The sequence below is a fragment of the Geomonas propionica genome (assembly GCF_016458235.1).
Taxonomy (GTDB): Bacteria; Desulfobacterota; Desulfuromonadia; order Geobacterales; family Geobacteraceae; genus Geomonas; species Geomonas propionica.
Genome location: NZ_JAEMHK010000005.1, coordinates 246,724 through 261,500, shown reverse-complemented (window position 1 = coordinate 261,500; position 14,777 = coordinate 246,724). Strand labels below are relative to the sequence as shown.

The 14,777-nt window shown below is 62.1% G+C and carries 11 protein-coding genes and 1 riboswitch; of the genes, 4 read left to right on the top strand and 7 right to left on the bottom strand.

Translation table 11 applies throughout. The features are described from left to right. Positions 1-7: 7 nt before the first annotated feature. Together JFN90_RS09135 and JFN90_RS09130 are read right to left on the bottom strand one after the other, a co-directional pair. Positions 8-2,488 carry an AMP-binding protein gene (locus JFN90_RS09135; protein WP_199394804.1) on the bottom strand — a complete coding sequence of 827 codons (2,481 nt, stop codon included), beginning with the start codon at positions 2,486-2,488 and terminating at the stop codon, positions 8-10. 418 nt (positions 2,489-2,906) lie between these two features. After that, the gene (locus tag JFN90_RS09130; protein WP_199394803.1) at positions 2,907-3,452 is read right to left on the bottom strand and encodes a MucR family transcriptional regulator; all 546 of its coding nucleotides are present in this window, start codon (positions 3,450-3,452) and stop codon (positions 2,907-2,909) included. Positions 3,453-3,896: 444 nt separating this feature from the next. Then, positions 3,897-4,003, top strand: a riboswitch (SAM riboswitch). Positions 4,004-4,071: 68 nt separating this feature from the next. Between JFN90_RS09130 and JFN90_RS09125 the strand changes: the two genes are divergently transcribed. Together JFN90_RS09125 and JFN90_RS09120 are read left to right on the top strand one after the other, a co-directional pair. Beyond that, entirely contained in the window at positions 4,072-5,217 is a 1,146-nt protein-coding gene (locus JFN90_RS09125; protein ID WP_199394802.1) for a trans-sulfuration enzyme family protein, read from the top strand. Continuing rightward, positions 5,214-6,344, top strand: a complete 1,131-nt coding sequence (locus JFN90_RS09120; protein WP_199394801.1) for a trans-sulfuration enzyme family protein — start codon at positions 5,214-5,216, stop codon at positions 6,342-6,344. The genes JFN90_RS09125 and JFN90_RS09120 overlap by 4 nt, the downstream gene beginning before the upstream one ends. A 203-nt stretch (positions 6,345-6,547) precedes the next feature. On the opposite strand, the gene JFN90_RS09115 is transcribed toward JFN90_RS09120, so the two are convergent. Together JFN90_RS09115 and JFN90_RS09110 are read right to left on the bottom strand one after the other, a co-directional pair. Further along, positions 6,548-7,894 carry a coiled-coil domain-containing protein gene (locus JFN90_RS09115; protein ID WP_199394800.1) on the bottom strand — a complete coding sequence of 449 codons (1,347 nt, stop codon included), beginning with the start codon at positions 7,892-7,894 and terminating at the stop codon, positions 6,548-6,550. A gap of 242 nt (positions 7,895-8,136) precedes the next feature. Beyond that, positions 8,137-8,598 (bottom strand): YaiI/YqxD family protein, encoded by a 462-nt coding sequence (locus JFN90_RS09110; protein WP_199394799.1) that lies wholly within the window; start codon positions 8,596-8,598, stop codon positions 8,137-8,139. Between the two features lie 266 nt (positions 8,599-8,864). Between JFN90_RS09110 and JFN90_RS09105 the strand changes: the two genes are divergently transcribed. Continuing rightward, positions 8,865-9,065 (top strand): cold-shock protein, encoded by a 201-nt coding sequence (locus JFN90_RS09105; protein ID WP_015720323.1) that lies wholly within the window; start codon positions 8,865-8,867, stop codon positions 9,063-9,065. Between the two features lie 224 nt (positions 9,066-9,289). Here the strand turns inward: JFN90_RS09105 and JFN90_RS09100 are convergent, their stop codons facing one another. From JFN90_RS09100 to JFN90_RS09090, 3 genes are read right to left on the bottom strand one after another with little or no spacing between them, the layout of a single operon-like run. Next, a complete protein-coding gene (locus tag JFN90_RS09100; protein ID WP_199394798.1) occupies positions 9,290-10,039 on the bottom strand; it encodes an energy-coupling factor ABC transporter ATP-binding protein in 750 nt (249 codons plus the stop codon). Next, positions 10,036-10,848: a cobalt ECF transporter T component CbiQ gene (gene cbiQ, locus JFN90_RS09095; RefSeq protein WP_199394797.1), complete on the bottom strand. Its 813-nt coding sequence runs from the start codon at positions 10,846-10,848 to the stop codon at positions 10,036-10,038. The genes JFN90_RS09100 and cbiQ overlap by 4 nt, the downstream gene beginning before the upstream one ends. Positions 10,849-10,887: 39 nt before the next feature. After that, positions 10,888-11,940: an energy-coupling factor ABC transporter permease gene (locus tag JFN90_RS09090; protein ID WP_199394796.1), complete on the bottom strand. Its 1,053-nt coding sequence runs from the start codon at positions 11,938-11,940 to the stop codon at positions 10,888-10,890. Positions 11,941-12,360: 420 nt separating this feature from the next. Between JFN90_RS09090 and JFN90_RS09085 the strand changes: the two genes are divergently transcribed. Then, positions 12,361-14,757 (top strand): PAS domain-containing hybrid sensor histidine kinase/response regulator, encoded by a 2,397-nt coding sequence (locus JFN90_RS09085; RefSeq protein WP_199394795.1) that lies wholly within the window; start codon positions 12,361-12,363, stop codon positions 14,755-14,757. Positions 14,758-14,777: the final 20 nt, after the last annotated feature.

The window sequence follows — 14,777 nt, the reverse complement described above, 5'->3', positions numbered from 1 at the left end:
ACAATCATCATTGAATTTCAGCCACTGCGGCCTGCGCCCGCACCACGATCTCCGCCGGCTCCTCGAACCGGAAGCGCAGAGGTTTTCCGAAGGTGACCGTCACCGTGCCCCGGTTGGGGATTGTGGTCTTTTTCGGGGGGAGGATCTTGTCGGTCCCCGCGATCTTCACCGGTACGATCGGGATCTCCAGCTCCTTGGCGATGATGCCCAGGCCGAGCTGAAAGTCCTGCATGGCGCCGTCGTGCGAATGCCCCCCTTCGGGGAAGATCAGCGTGTTCAACCCGCAGTCGGTGAGTTTCCCCATGTACTTCACGGCGGTGGAGAAGCCGCTGGTCTGCGGCAGCGGGAACAGGTTCAGGAACAGGGTCCCGTACTGATAGGCTGCCTGGCGCCACAAGCGCTCCAGCCCGTGGTAGTCGCCGAAGAAGAACTCCTCCCAGGCGGCGGTCGCGGTGCGGTAGCGCACCTCCCTGGGGAGCGCGAACATCAGCGAGGGCTGGTCGAAGTACCCCAGGTGGTTGGCGATGAAGATGACCGGCCCCTCCAGGTGCTCGACGTTCTCGCGCCCGCGCACGTCGAGCTTGGCGAAGAGGCGGTACAGCGGGTAGTTGAAGAGCGCGTCACCGAGCATGCGCAGCGCGCGCACCGGCGCCGAGTTGGTCCAGAAGCGGTAGTGGCCGCGCCGGTGCCCCTTCTCGCGCCGGGAGATGATGCGGCGCACCTCGGAGACCCGGGTCTGCGGCCCGATCTGGGAGTCCTCGATGTCGAGCCGGAACTCCTGCTCCAGGTAATTGACCAGCTCCAGCCGGCCGATGGAGGTGAGCCCGAGATCGGCGACCAGGAGGGAATCCTCCCTGATTTCGCCCGGGTCGGCACCGGTCACCTTGGCCAGGAGATTCACCAGGTGATCCTGGCTCGCCCCGGCGCCCCCCGCGGCGGCTCCCTGCTTCACCTGCTCCTTGACCTGGAACTTCTTGATCTTGAGCGTGGTGGTCTTGGGGAACTCCGGCTCGCGCCAAATGGTGTAGCCGGTGATCTGGTGCATGGTGTCCAACTGGGCATTGGCGCGGGCCAGGATCTCGTCGGACTTGGCGCCGCTGTCGTCCAGCAAGAGGACCGCGTGCACCTCCTCCCCCGCGCCGCGGTCGAGACCGATGACGCAGGACTCCTTCACCCCGGGGACCTTGTTCAGCACCGCCTCCAGCTCGTCGGGGTAGACGTTGACCCCGCCGCCGGTGACTATCAGCTCCTTCTCGCGCCCCTTGATGATGAGCCAGCCGTCGGTCGCGATCTCCCCCAGGTCGCCGGTCCTGAACCAGCCGTCGTCGGTGAAGGCGGCCCGGGTCGCTTGCTCGTTCTGGTAGTAGCCGGGAAAGACGTTATCCCCCCGGACCACCACCTCTTTTCCGTCCAGCCTGAGCTCGACCCCGGGAAGCGGCGGACCTACGGAACCGGCCACCTGTCTGTCGATGGTGTTGACGCAGAGCACCGGCGCGCATTCGGAAAGTCCGTACCCTTCCAGCACGGTGAAGCCCATGCTGTCCCAGAAGCGGAAGACGTCCGGGTCGAGCGGCGCCCCGCCGGAGACGAACACGGTGAAATGGGCGCCGAACTTCTTCTGCACCGGGAAGAAGAGCTTCTTCCTCGCCGGTTTGGAGAGACCTGCCCCAAGCTTCGCCAGCGACGCGAAGGCGCCCGAGAGATGCTTCTCAGCCAGTTCGCGCTCGATGGTGCTCTTCAGAAGCTGCATCAGGCGCGGCACGGACATGATGACGTAGACGTCTTCCTCGCCCAGCGCCTCCATGATGGCGGAAGGCTTCAGCGTGCGCGGGTAGATCACAGCGGCGCCACGGTAGAGCGGGGTAAAGAAGCCTCCCATCTGCTCGAACATGTGCGACAGCGGCAACAGCGAGAGAAAAGAAAACTCCTGGGTGATGATGGGAACCTGCTGGTTGATCTGGAGGATATTGGCCACCAGGTTCTTGTGGGTCAGTATTACGCCCTTGGGGTTGCCGGTGGTCCCGGAGGTGTAGATGAGTTGCGCGATGTCGTCGGGTGCAGGATGCACCACGTCTTGGTAAGGGGCGACGTCTTCCAGCAGGTACTTCAGGTCCTCCAGCAGCAGGGAGTTCTCGACTTGGAGCCGTTCCGGCTTGAAGCGGCTTTGCAGCACCACCTTGGCCTGGGTCAGCTTCAGGATAGATTCGGCGCGGCCGCGGTCGGACATGAAGTCGACGGGGACGGCGATGGCGCCGCGCATGATAATGCCCCAGTAGGCGACACCCCACCAGGACGAGTTCGGTCCCCACAGGAGGACTCGGTCCCCTGGCTCGACGCCGTTGCGCGCCAGCAGGGCCGCCATCTTCAGGGAGAGTTCAGACAACTCCCGGTACGAGACCGCGAAGCGACGCACGCCGGTGCGGTTGACCAGCGCTGTCTTCTCGCCCAGTGTGGCGAAGGTATGGAAAAGATCTACTAGTGTCCGCATATCTGACTCCCGTAGGCGGCGCATGTCAGTTGCAGCTTGATGACGTTAATCACAATCTGGGAAGCGACAAAGACCCGGCGGCACCACCTACTGACACTACTTCGCCCGTGTCATTATTCCCAAGGAAGCATTGTCACACGCGCGCATCGCTTTGGCAACCATACAACAGCAATGAGCAAGCAATCGTTACCTTGTGAGCAACGGCGGCGGGGATGCGAGTTTAACCGATGCCGAAGGTAAAAACCAATGCAAAAAGAGCAAATCCCCCCTGTCCCACCTTCGCAAAGGGGGGAACTCCAAGTCAACGTGTCCCGTTAGCTGCCAACACTCCACTCGCCCTTCTCACCCCATACCTGGCCAAAACAAAAAAAGCCGCCCCCGTGAGGGGGCGGCTTTTTGGACAAATGTAAGGGACGATCTAGGCGACCTTGGCCTTGGTGCTTACCTTGGGAGCCTTGGCAACTTTGGCCGGCTTGGCAGCCTTCACCGCTTTGGCAGGTTTGGCTGCCTTGGCGGCCTTGGCGGGGACGGACTTCTTCGCCTCGATGTTGGCCATACGCACGCCGCGCGCCTTGGCGAGATTGTCGGCCAGCCCGCGGTCAAGCGCCATTTTCCTGCGCGCCTCGGAGTAGTTCTTGGCCGCCAGCGGCTGCTTGCCGGGGATGCCGAACTGCTTCTTGTATTCGCCGGGCTTCATACCGTGCGCGGTGTTCAGGTGACGGGCCAAGGTCTTGAAGCCACCTTTACCGCAGAGCATACAGACAACTTCACCTTTCTTGAAAGCCTCTTTTACTGTCAAAGACGGCTTCGCTTCCTCTACACCCTCGACAGGTTCACCAGCTTCCAGGTTTTTGAGGGCACTGTGAACTTTGCTGATTTCAAATATAAGCTGATCAGAAGTCATCGGAGTGCTTGACGCGTGTGACGCTACGATCTGAGCCGCGATCTCTACCAAAGTTGCCATTGATTATCCCTCCATTGATCATTGCCTGCTTTTCAATATAGTGGCAGGTTTCCATGCATTGTCAAATCAACAAAAACAACTTTATTTGTGTCAGTGATTATAGCCACAGAGGCGAATCAAGACAGGCAGTGTGTATCCACGTTGTCAGTGCGGTGAGAACGGCAATCGATAGAACGTTCGGTGCCTCCGGCTATGTAAGAAAGAAGAAGAACGCAGCCCCACCAGATATAGAAGACATGGTCCCGTTTATCACAGACCAGCATCCGCTACGGAGCGATGCAGGTCGGAAGACCGGGCTACACCAGCGGCGCGGTAGGGAAAAGATTTACAGAAAATAACTTTTATTTTAGTCAAGAACTAGAGTTTTACCGTTGACAAAAGTGCAGTGCCTCAGTATTTATAAATAGCCTGATTAAAGCAGCACCCTTTACAACCGAATAGCATTACTTATCTAGAGCGATCGAGGGACTGGCCCAATGACATCGCGGCAACCTCCCCATGTGGGGAAGGTGCCAAATCCAGCGGAATGGAAACATTCCGAAAGATAAGGAAGTGCGGACGAGCCATAGATAAGTCCCCTTCCGACCCCGGAGGGGGACTTTTTCATTTGGAGGCTACGATGAACATCGCAACAACTGCAGCACAGATTGGCCTTGAGCGCGAGAGCCGGACCGGCGCTGTCACCGTCCCCATCTACCAGACCGCCACCTTCCGCCACCCAGGCCTCGGCCAGAGTACCGGATACGATTACAGCCGCTCGGGCAACCCGACCCGGCAGGCCCTCGAAGAAGGGATGGCCAAGCTTGAGGGCGCCAGCCGCGGGTTCGCCTACGCCTCCGGCATGGCCGCCATCACCAGCCTCATGTTCCTGTTCAAGCAGGGTGACCACTTGGTCGTGACCGAGGACCTCTACGGCGGGAGCTACCGGCTGTTCGAGAAGCTGTTCCAGCAGTTCGGCCTGAGCTTCAGCTATGTCGACACCAGCGACGTGGAACTGGTCCGCCAGGCGATCCGCCCCAACACCCGCGCCCTGTTCGTGGAATCGCTCACCAACCCGCTCTTGAAGGTTGCCAACGTGCGCCAACTTGCGGATCTGTGCAAGGCCAACGACATGCTCTGCATCGTCGACAACACCTTCCTCACGCCGTACCTGTTGCGCTGCCTCGACCTCGGTGCCGACATCACCGTCTACTCCGGAAGCAAGTACCTGGCAGGGCACAACGACGTAGTCTGCGGGCTCGTGGCGGTGAAAGACGCGGCCCTCGCGGAAAAGGTCTACTTCCACCAGAACGGGGCCGGCGCCGTGCTCGGGCCGCAGGATTCGTGGCTCACCATCCGCGGCATCAAGACGCTCGGCATCCGCATGGACCGGCAGCAGGAGAACGCACTGGCGCTGGCACAATGGCTTACCCGGCACCCGCAGGTGGCCCGGGTCTATTACCCGGGGCTCGCCCACCATCCGGGGCACGAGCTGATGCAGAACCAGTGCGGGGGCTATGGCGCCATGATCGCCTTCGAGGTGACCGAACCGGCGCTGGTGAACCAGCTCCTGATGAAGACGCAGCTCATCTCCTTCGCCGAGAGCCTAGGCGGGGTCGAGAGCCTGATCACGTTCCCCCAGGTGCAGACCCATGCCGACATCGAGCCCGAGAAACTGCAGCGGTTGGGCATCAACCACCTGCTGCTGCGCCTGTCGGTGGGAATCGAAGACAAAGACGACCTGATCGCCGACCTGGCGCAGGCATTTGAAGGAGAACACGCATGAAATTCGCCACCGAACTGATCCACGGTCTCGACCCGATCGACGCTGAGCACGGCTCAGTCAGCCACCCGATCTACCTCTCCTCGACCTTCGCGCAACGCTCCATCGACCATTTCGGCCGCTACGACTACGCTCGTTCCGGCAACCCGACGCGCGAGGCGCTTGAAGAGGCGGTGGCCGGACTGGAAAAGGGGGCCGTGGGCCTCGCCTTCGCCTCGGGGATCGCGGCTACCGCTTCGACCCTGCTCCTGTTCAGGCCGGGCGATCACCTGGTGGTGTGCGAGGATGTCTACGGCGGCACCTTCCGGCTCCTCACCACCCTGTTCAAGGGGTGGGGGCTGGAGGCGACCTTCGTCGACGCGACCGACAACGCCGCCATAGCCGCCGCCATCCGCCCCGAGACCAGGGCGCTCTACCTGGAGACACCGTCCAACCCGCTGATCAAGATCACCGATCTCGCGGCCGCCGTAGCGCTGGCCAAGGAACACGGCATCCTCACCATCGTGGACAACACCTTCATGACCCCGTACCTGCAGCGCCCCTTGGAGCTAGGCTGCGACATCGTGGTCCATAGCGGCACCAAGTTCCTGAACGGCCATTCCGACGTGATCTGCGGCTTCGCCGTCGCCAAGGACGCGGAGTTGGGGCAGCGGCTGCGTTTCATCCAGAACGCGTTTGGCGCGGTGCTCGGCCCGCAGGACTGCTGGCTGGTGTTGCGCGGACTAAAAACCCTCAAGGTCCGCATGGAGGAACATCAGGCAAGTGCCCGGAAGATAGTGGCTTGGCTTGTTGATCAAAAAGCGGTGCGGCGGGTCTACTACCCCGGCCTTCCCGACCATCCCGGGTATGAAATACACCAGCGCCAGGCGAGCGGACCGGGTGGAGTGCTCTCCTTCGAACTTGACAGCTACGACACCACCAAGCGCCTGCTGGAAGGGGTCAAGCTGGCGGCGTTCGCCGTCAGTCTCGGCGGCGTCGAGAGCATCCTCTCCTACCCCGCCAAGATGTCGCATGCCGCCATGCCGCCGGCGGAGCGTGAGGCGCGCGGCATCAAGGACACCCTGGTGCGTCTCTCGGTGGGGCTCGAGGACCCGGACGATCTCATCGCCGATATGGCGCGGTTTCTCTAGAAGCAGTTACGCAAAGAACGCTGAGTATCCGCGATGGCCGCAAAGAGAGGCGCTTAATGTTTAAACCCAAAAGCCTTCATCGCGTTCTTTGCGCCTGCTTTGGGTGCTTTGCGTAACACGCTTTTTCAACAAAAAGCCCGGGAAGATAATCTCCCCGGGCTTTTCTCATTTCCTATATCAGGTGTACGGTCCCCTGCCCTACCTCACCTTTTCCATTTGAAACTCACCGTCTTCACCCCTGGGATCGCCTGCTGAAACACGGCGAGCCCCTCGTCGGTGATGCTGTTGCCACTGCTGGTGAGCCCCTGCAACCCCTGCATCCCCTGCAGGTAAACCAGGCCGCGATCGGAGATGCTGGTCTGGTACAGGTAGATCCGTTTCAAGTTGGCCAGGGCCGAGATGCTAAGCAACGCGGCGTCGGTCAGTTCCGGGCCACAAAGGTAGAGCTCTTCCAGCGCGGAGAGGTGGACGATGCGGTCCAGGTCGGCGTCGCAGACGTCGTAGAGAAAGAGCGCCTGCAAATCGTCAGGGCTGAGCCCCTGCAGGGACTTCAGCTTCCGACTCGCCCCCTCTTTCACGTCCAGGCGCAGGGCCTGGTCCAGGTACACCTGAACCGGACCAATGGCGGGGCCTGCCTTCTTCCAGGAGTTGAAGCTTGTCGAGTTAAGGTCGCGAAGATAGAGCGTTCCGCAGGGAAGGTCGTTCGGGAATGAAACCACCCGGCTGCGCTTGGTTGCCCCCTGCGCGCGTACCCGCCACTTTTCACCCTGCAAGGCGGCCAGGCGCCGCTGGGCGCGCGCGATGTTGACCTCGGCTGCGGCCACCAGGTCGGCGAAGAGATCGCTCCCCTCCGCGGCGCTTTCATCGACGCGCAGCTTGAAACGGTGCACGTAGCTGCCGCGTAACTGCTCGACCTGCTCGTTGATCTCCCTTATCGCCTCGATCTCGACCGCTATCTGCTTTTTCAGCCGCGCCAGTTCGGCCCTCAGGTCGCTCTGCTCGGCCTGTTCCGGGAAATGCCGGCGCCAGTTCCTGAGGATCTCGCTCAGGGTGCGATGGTCCTCCTCGGCATAGGCTTTGTTCGCCTTCAGCATCAGCTCATGCCGCAACGAACCGGTGCCTTCCCCGGCCAGATCGGGATGAATGGCCTTGGCGACCTCGCGGTAGAGGGCCTTTATGTCGCCGGGATCGGATTTCCACACCCGCCCCCGCGCCTGCCCCTCCCCGCGGAAAGCCGTGCCGCGGTGGTAGGTCTGCCCATCGCTGAGATCGTCCTCGTCCCGCCGGCAGGATTCCTCCTCGGCGGCATCGTCTTCCGGCGCTACGTAACTGCCGGTGAGGCGGGCAATCTCCTCCTCCAAACTCTCCAGCTCGGCCATGCGCCGCCCGAGCGTCTGCTGGTAGCTCCTCTCAAAACCCGCGATCTCCTCGCGCAACCGGTGCAATACGGCGGCAGCCTCGGCATGCCGGGCACGCAGGGAGGCCAGCTCGGCATGCTTCTGCGCGAGTTCCACTTCCTCGGGAGACCGTTGTTGATAGTGTGCAGTCATAGGCGTCGCACGTCTCAGGCTTTATTGAGAAGCTGTCATTTTTGAGGCGACATTAACACGACCTGAGGCAGAGTTACAAAAGATTTTATCACACTGGGGGGAATGTAGATTGAAGAGGAATGAAAGACTGTGACAGTGGGGAGTGGAAGCGATGATAGTTGGAATATGACCGTAAGGCCCCTCACCCTAGCCCTCTCCCAGAGTGAGAGGGAACTGTTAAGGTCAGGGGGGGACAGTGAGTATCATGGGCGATCGCCGCGTACCATGCGGGTCAGGAGACGGTCCAAACCGGAAGCGAAACGCTGCCGGTCGGACAGGCTGAACTGCGGCGGGCCTCCCAGCAGCATGCCGTCATTGCGCAAGTCCTGCATCAGGTTGCGCATGGTGAGGCGCTCGCTCACGTTCTCCTCCGTGTAGAGCTCGCCGCGCGGGTCGAGCGCCACGCCACCCTTTTCGACCACGCGGGCGGCGAGCGGGATGTCGGCGGTGATGACCAGGTCGCTCGGACCGGCGTTTTCGGCGATATAGTCGTCGGCGACGTCGAAGCCGGCGGCAACACGGACCGAGGTGACCAGGGGGGTGTGCGCCCGGGACAGATCGGTGTTGGCGACCAGGCAAACCGGCACCTTCAGGCGCTGGGACGCGCGGAACACTATCTCTTTGATCACCCTCGGGCAGGCGTCGGCATCGATCCAGATCTTCATGTCTTACTACCTCGGTTTTCGGCATCAGTCCTGGACAGCAGCTCGCTGGCACAGCTACGGTTCCTGCCGTTTTCGGTCAGTCTCAGGTCACGGCACGCTACTACAGCGCGCCGCCTGTGTCAACGCAGCTATTTTGTATACTAAAGCAAAAAACTTTAAATCTAACTTAAAATCGGTTGACACGTGAAAAACCAGATGCTATGGTTACGCGTCCTCGAATACCCGAGGATTAAACCAACAAGAAGTAATATGGGAGAAGTAAGTAAATGGTAAACGGTACTGTAAAATGGTTTAACGACAGCAAGGGGTTTGGCTTTCTTGAGCAGGAGAACGGCGAGGATGTCTTCGTACACTTCTCCGCTATCAACAGCGACGGCTTCAAATCCCTCACCGAGGGTGACAGCGTGACCTTCGAAATCGTGAAGGGCCCGAAAGGTCTCCAGGCAGCCAACGTCAGCAGGGCTTAATCGCCCAACTCACATAGCGTAGAACTTTATGAAAGCCCCGGAGCAATCCGGGGCTTTCTTTATTGCACCCTTCCCTTCTCAGCCCCTTTGCGCGCCGCACTCCGGCGCCAGAAGGGACAGGCTCCTTTAGGTGCTTGTCCCTCTAGCGGAACGCTCCTTTCAGCTCAGCCACCTTCCCCAGGCACCAGGGGACAGGCACCTGGCGGAGCCAGTCCCCCTCCACCTCAAGTGCCGCACACGGGGCACCCCTGCATAGAGAGCGGCTTTTCCAGCCGGCACTCCCTGAGCAGCGCCTCGTCGCGAAAAATCTCCAGCGTGGGCCCGTCGGCCCGCACCACCCCTTGCGAAAGCACCACGGTCCGTTCGCAGACCTCCAGCACCATGTCCAGGTCATGGCTGGTGATGATCTTGCTGTGGTGGAAATCCTTCAGAAACCCGATCAACTGCCGGCGGGCGTACGGGTCCAGCCCGTTGGTCGGCTCGTCCATGACCAGGATGTCCGGAGACATGGAGAGGACCGTGGCGATGGCCACCCTTCTCTTCTCCCCGGCGGAGAGATGATAGGGTGCCTTGCCCGCCAGGTGCTCCGCATCGACCCGGCGCAGGGCACCTGCCACGCAGTTCTGCAACTCGGGGCCGGAGAGACCCAGGTTCAACGGCCCGAAGGCGACGTCCTCGTACACGGTCGGCATAAAGAGCTGGTCATCCGGGTCCTGGAACACCATGCCCACGGTGCGGCGCGCCTCGTCAAGATTGGTGCGGCACACAGGGACGTGGCCGATGCGCACCTCGCCGGAATGAGGCAGCAGGTGGCCGTTCAGGTGCGCCAGGAGCGTGGACTTCCCGGCGCCGTTGGCACCGATCACGGCCACCGACTCGCCGTGGCAGACGCTGAAACTCACCTCGCGCAAGGCTTCAGTGCCGTCGGGATAGACGTGGCGCAGGTGATCGATTTCCAGGATGTGGTGACTCATGACAGGTACCCCGTTACCAGCGACCCAAGCAGTTCGGCGCCGTTGTACAACCTCATTATGATGCAGAGCGCGCTCCAGAAGAGCACGAAGAGGAGTTCCCGCGCGCCGAAGCGCCCACACTCGGCGGCGAGGAAAGTTCCCGTGTAACCGCGGGCCAGCATCGCCATATGCATCCGTTCGGCGCGCTGCCAGGTGCGCAGCAGCAGGTGCCCCAGAAGCGAGGCGTAACTCGCGAGTCCCTTCCCCTTGCGTCCGAAGCTGCGCAGTTCACGCGCCCTGGAGGCCCGTCCGGCTTCCTCGGCGAGCACGAACAGGTAACGGTACAGGAAGAGGAGCTGCATGGCGAAGGTCTTGGGCATGCCCAGGCGCACCAGGGCGCGGCAGATAGGGGCGAACCCGGTCAGCGCGGTGAGGGTGAGCGCGGCAGTGACGGTAAGCGCGGTGCGGACGACGATGGAGGCGAAGGAGACCCATCCCCCGGATACCTCCAGCGGCCCCAGGTGCAGCAGGATGCCGCGGTCGAAAAAGGGGTTGCAGATGCCGACGGCGACGGCGAAGGGGGCGACCAGGGCGACCTTTCCGGCCAGGTAACCGGCGGGAAGCCGTCCGGCAGCGATCAGGCAGGCGGGGAAGATGAAAAAAGGGATCAGGGCGGAAAGCTGGTAAGGGCCGAAGGAAACCACGCAGACGATGAAAACCAGGGTGGCTAGCACCTTGGCGCGGGGGTCCAACCGGTGCAGGGAGGTGCCTCCCCTGGCGAGCAAGTCCAGCCGCTTCAAATCCAACAATGCCCCGTGTACCGATGCCATCAGGCTCCCATCCTCGCAGGCCGCAGCCCGCGGTGACCGCTACGCCTCGGGGGCTACCGCTGCCCGGCCGGACCGGCGCAGGATGAGCGCTGCACCCGCTACCAGCAGGACGGTAATGACGGTGCCCACGGCACCGGCGACCCCGCTTCCCTTACCGGCGACAGCCATCCCCTGGGGAGCGGTGCTCGCCGCAGCGGGTGCCTGACCAGGTGCGGCGGCAGGTGCGATCTGGTACTCCGGGAAGCGCGCGGTCTTATGCTGCAGCGCGGTCAACAGGGCAGGCAGACCGGCGCGGTGCTCCGGCAGGGAAGTCGCTCCGGTAAGCTTCGCTACCGACCACTCGAGCCCGTCCGGCTTTACCGAGGCGAAGCGGGACAGGCCGCCGGCAATCAGCAGGGCACAGATCAGGCAGCCGGCAAGCGTTAACCGCGTCGAGGTGGCGCTCGGACCGCTCTGCCTGGCGAGAAGTTCGGGACGGGCTTTGCGCAGGAAGCTGACCACGGCCAGAGTGACCGCCCCTTCGACCAGGCCGATGGCAAGGTGGATGGGCTGCATCAGCAGCAGGAACTTGTCCAGCGGGAGCGCGGAGATGCCCGAGGCGGCCGTCTCCAGCACCACACTGAGGGCACCCAACTGCATTGCGAGCAGCGCCGAGACAAAGGTCACCACCGTCTCGCGCAGGCGCCCGGGTGCGGTTCCGATCAGCCTGCGGTAGCAAAGCGGGTATACCAGGAGCGCCGGGACGATGCCGAGATTGAAGATGTTGCAACCAAGGGCAAGCAGACCGCCATCGGCGAAGAAAAAGGCCTGGATCATCAAGACGGAAGCAACGGTGAGCAAGGCGGCGCTGGGGCCGAGCAGGATGGCGAGGAGCAGGCCGCCGGTCAAGTGACCGCTGGACCCGGTGCCGGGGATGGAGAAATTGATCATCTGAGCGGCGAAGAGAAAGCCCCCGAGCACCCCCATGAGCGGCGCCAGGCGGTCGTCCCGCTCCCGGCACAGCCGCGCCGAGCAGAGAGCGACGCCACCCGCGGAGACGGCCCACATGGCCGCGCCTACCGTGGGCGAGAGCAGAGCGTCCGCCATGTGCATGATCTTCCTCCCGTGCCGTCCAGAGTGCGGTAGCACGTTTTTCATTTCAGTAACACGAAAATATATACAAGAAGCCCCGGATGCTGTCAACGCATATGGCCGGTGTCGCGGCCGCAATCGCGTATACATAATCGCGCACCCGAATAGGCTCTACCTGCCACTATGCGCGTGGCGGATCCCTATCTCATAGTAGGTGTGACACCCTGTTCGACAAGTGCGTCCATCCCTCCTCACAGTCGCCGCACCATAGACAGAGCGAGACAGTTACTCGATGAATGTTTTTAGGTGAATCGCGTACAATGTACTTCTCTTTCTCCTAAAATGATGTTAATGTGCGCAGCTGGTATTAGAGACAGTTGGCCGCGACCCGTTCGCGGAGCACGAGATCCTGATTTGGTTGCTGCGCAAGGAGCGCTTGCCATGACTGGTTCTGAGAAGCAAACAGTCCACTTCACCGCCAACTGCACCGTGCTGCTTGCCTTCTTCGTAGCGCTCATTTTCCCCCTTGGTTATTTCGCCATCAGTTACCAGTACGCCGTCGGCAGCCTCGAAACCGAAGCCGAGATAAACGCCCGGATCATTTCCGGCCTGGGCGACCTCGCCCCCGATTCGTGGCACAGCGAGGCGCACCGGCTGGACACCCTGCTCTCCCATCACGGCGCCCCCGCACACAAGGAAAAACATCGCATCCTGGACTCGGTCGGTAGCGAACTGGCCGCCAGCGGTAACGTCCCCGATGCCCCGGTCGTTGAACGCTCACAGCCGATCCGCTACGGCGACAGGGTGATCGGCAGCGTCGAGATCAGCCGCTCACTGCGCCCCATCCTGAAGAAGACCCTGGTGGTGGCGGTGATCGGGCTCGGCATCGCCGTCATCGTCTTCATACTGCTCCCCTTCCGTGCCATAAACCGCGCCAACCGTCAGCTGCAGGACTCCTACGACTTCCTGAGAAAGGTGATGGAGAGCAGCGCCAACGCGCTCATCGTGCTCAACCTGGACGGCACCATCGGGCTGCTCAACGGGCGCTGCACCGAAACCAGCGGTTATACCCCGGAGGAGCTTCAGGGCAGAGGCATCCCGGAGCTGGTCTGCCCGGAGTCACAGGACATGGTGATCGAGCAGTTGAACCTGGTGGCCAGCGGGGCCGAGGACCTGGTAAACTTCGAAGCCGACCTGATGTGCAAGGACGGCAGCACGGTCACCATCGCCTGCGGCGCCACCCCGGTCTACCAGGAGGGGCGCATCGCCGGCACCGTCCTGTCCGTAGTGAACATCACCGAGCGCAGGCAGGCTGTAGAAGCGCTCCGCAGCGCCAAGGAGTACACCGAGAACCTGATCCAGGCAGCCAGTGTCATGATCCTCGGGCTCGACCTCAAGGGGAGAGTGACCCTGATCAATCGGACCGCCGAGGAGGTGACCGGCTACAGCCAGGAGGAACTCGCCGGCCAGAACTGGTTCGAGACGGTGATGGGGGCTGAGGCCTTCTACAAGATGTGCGGCGGCCCGCAGATGCACGCGGACAACCCGCGCATGGACGCCTGCGAGGGTCAGATAGTGACCAAGGCCGGAGCCATGCGCACCATCTCCTGGCGCAACAGCGCCATCATCGAGAAGGGAGTGCACATCGGCACCCTCTGCTTCGGCATCGACATCACCGAGCACAGAAAGATCGAGGCGCAGTTCCGGCACTCGCAGAAGATGGAGTCGATAGGACAGCTGGCCGGGGGCGTGGCGCACGACTTCAACAACATGCTGAGTGTGATGCTCGGCTACGCGCAACTGGGCCAACTCGAGACGACCGAAGCCACGTCGCTGTGGATCTACCTGCAGGAGATCATCAAGGCTGGCGAGCGCTCCCGCGACATGGTGCGCAAGCTGCTCGCCTTCTCCCGCAAGGAGATCATCTCGCCGAGAGCGGTGAACCTGAACGAGCACTGCCTGGAAACGGAGAAGACCTTGAGCAGGCTGATCGGCGAGGAGGTCCGCTTAAGCTTCATCCCCGAACCCGCGCTGTGGACCGTGAAGATCGACCCCTCGCAGGTGGACCAGATCCTGATGAACCTCGCAGTTAACGCCCGGGATGCCATGCCCGAAGGCGGGGCGCTCACCATAAAGACGGAGAACGTGGTGGTCGAAGACGTCTTCTGCGATTACCGCCTGGACGCGAAGCCCGGCTCGTATGCCTGCCTGAGCGTCATCGATACCGGCACAGGGATGGACCGGGAGCTGGTGAAGCGGATCTTCGAGCCCTTTTTCACCACCAAGGAGGTGGGACGGGGCACCGGCCTCGGGCTCGCCACGGTCTACGGCATCGTGACCCAGAACGGCGGCTTCGTCGACGTGGAGAGCGAACCGGGACACGGCACCGCCTTCCGCATCTACCTGCCGAAACTGACCGGAGAACTGCTCCCCGCTGGGCACAGGGCGACCGGCACCCTGCAGGGCACCGGGACCGTGCTGGTGGTCGAGGACGACGACATGCTGCGGGCCATGGCGACCCAGATGCTCGAGAAGATCGGCTACCGGGTGATCCAGGCAGCGACTCCCCACGTCGCTCTCTCCATCTGCGAAGAACCGGCCCACGACATCGACCTGGTGCTCTCGGACGTGATCATGCCGGAAATGAACGGCCTGGAAATGGCGCGGGGCATCGCGGGGCTGCGTCCGGAAACCAAGGTGCTGTTCATGACCGGCTACTCCTCCGACATCATCGCCAAGTGCGACATGAGCGCGGACCGGGAGCTGCACTACATCCAGAAACCCTTCGACATGGAGGGGCTGCACGCGAAGATCATGGAGATGCGTGCCGCCTGTTGATACACGGCTTGGAGCGCCCC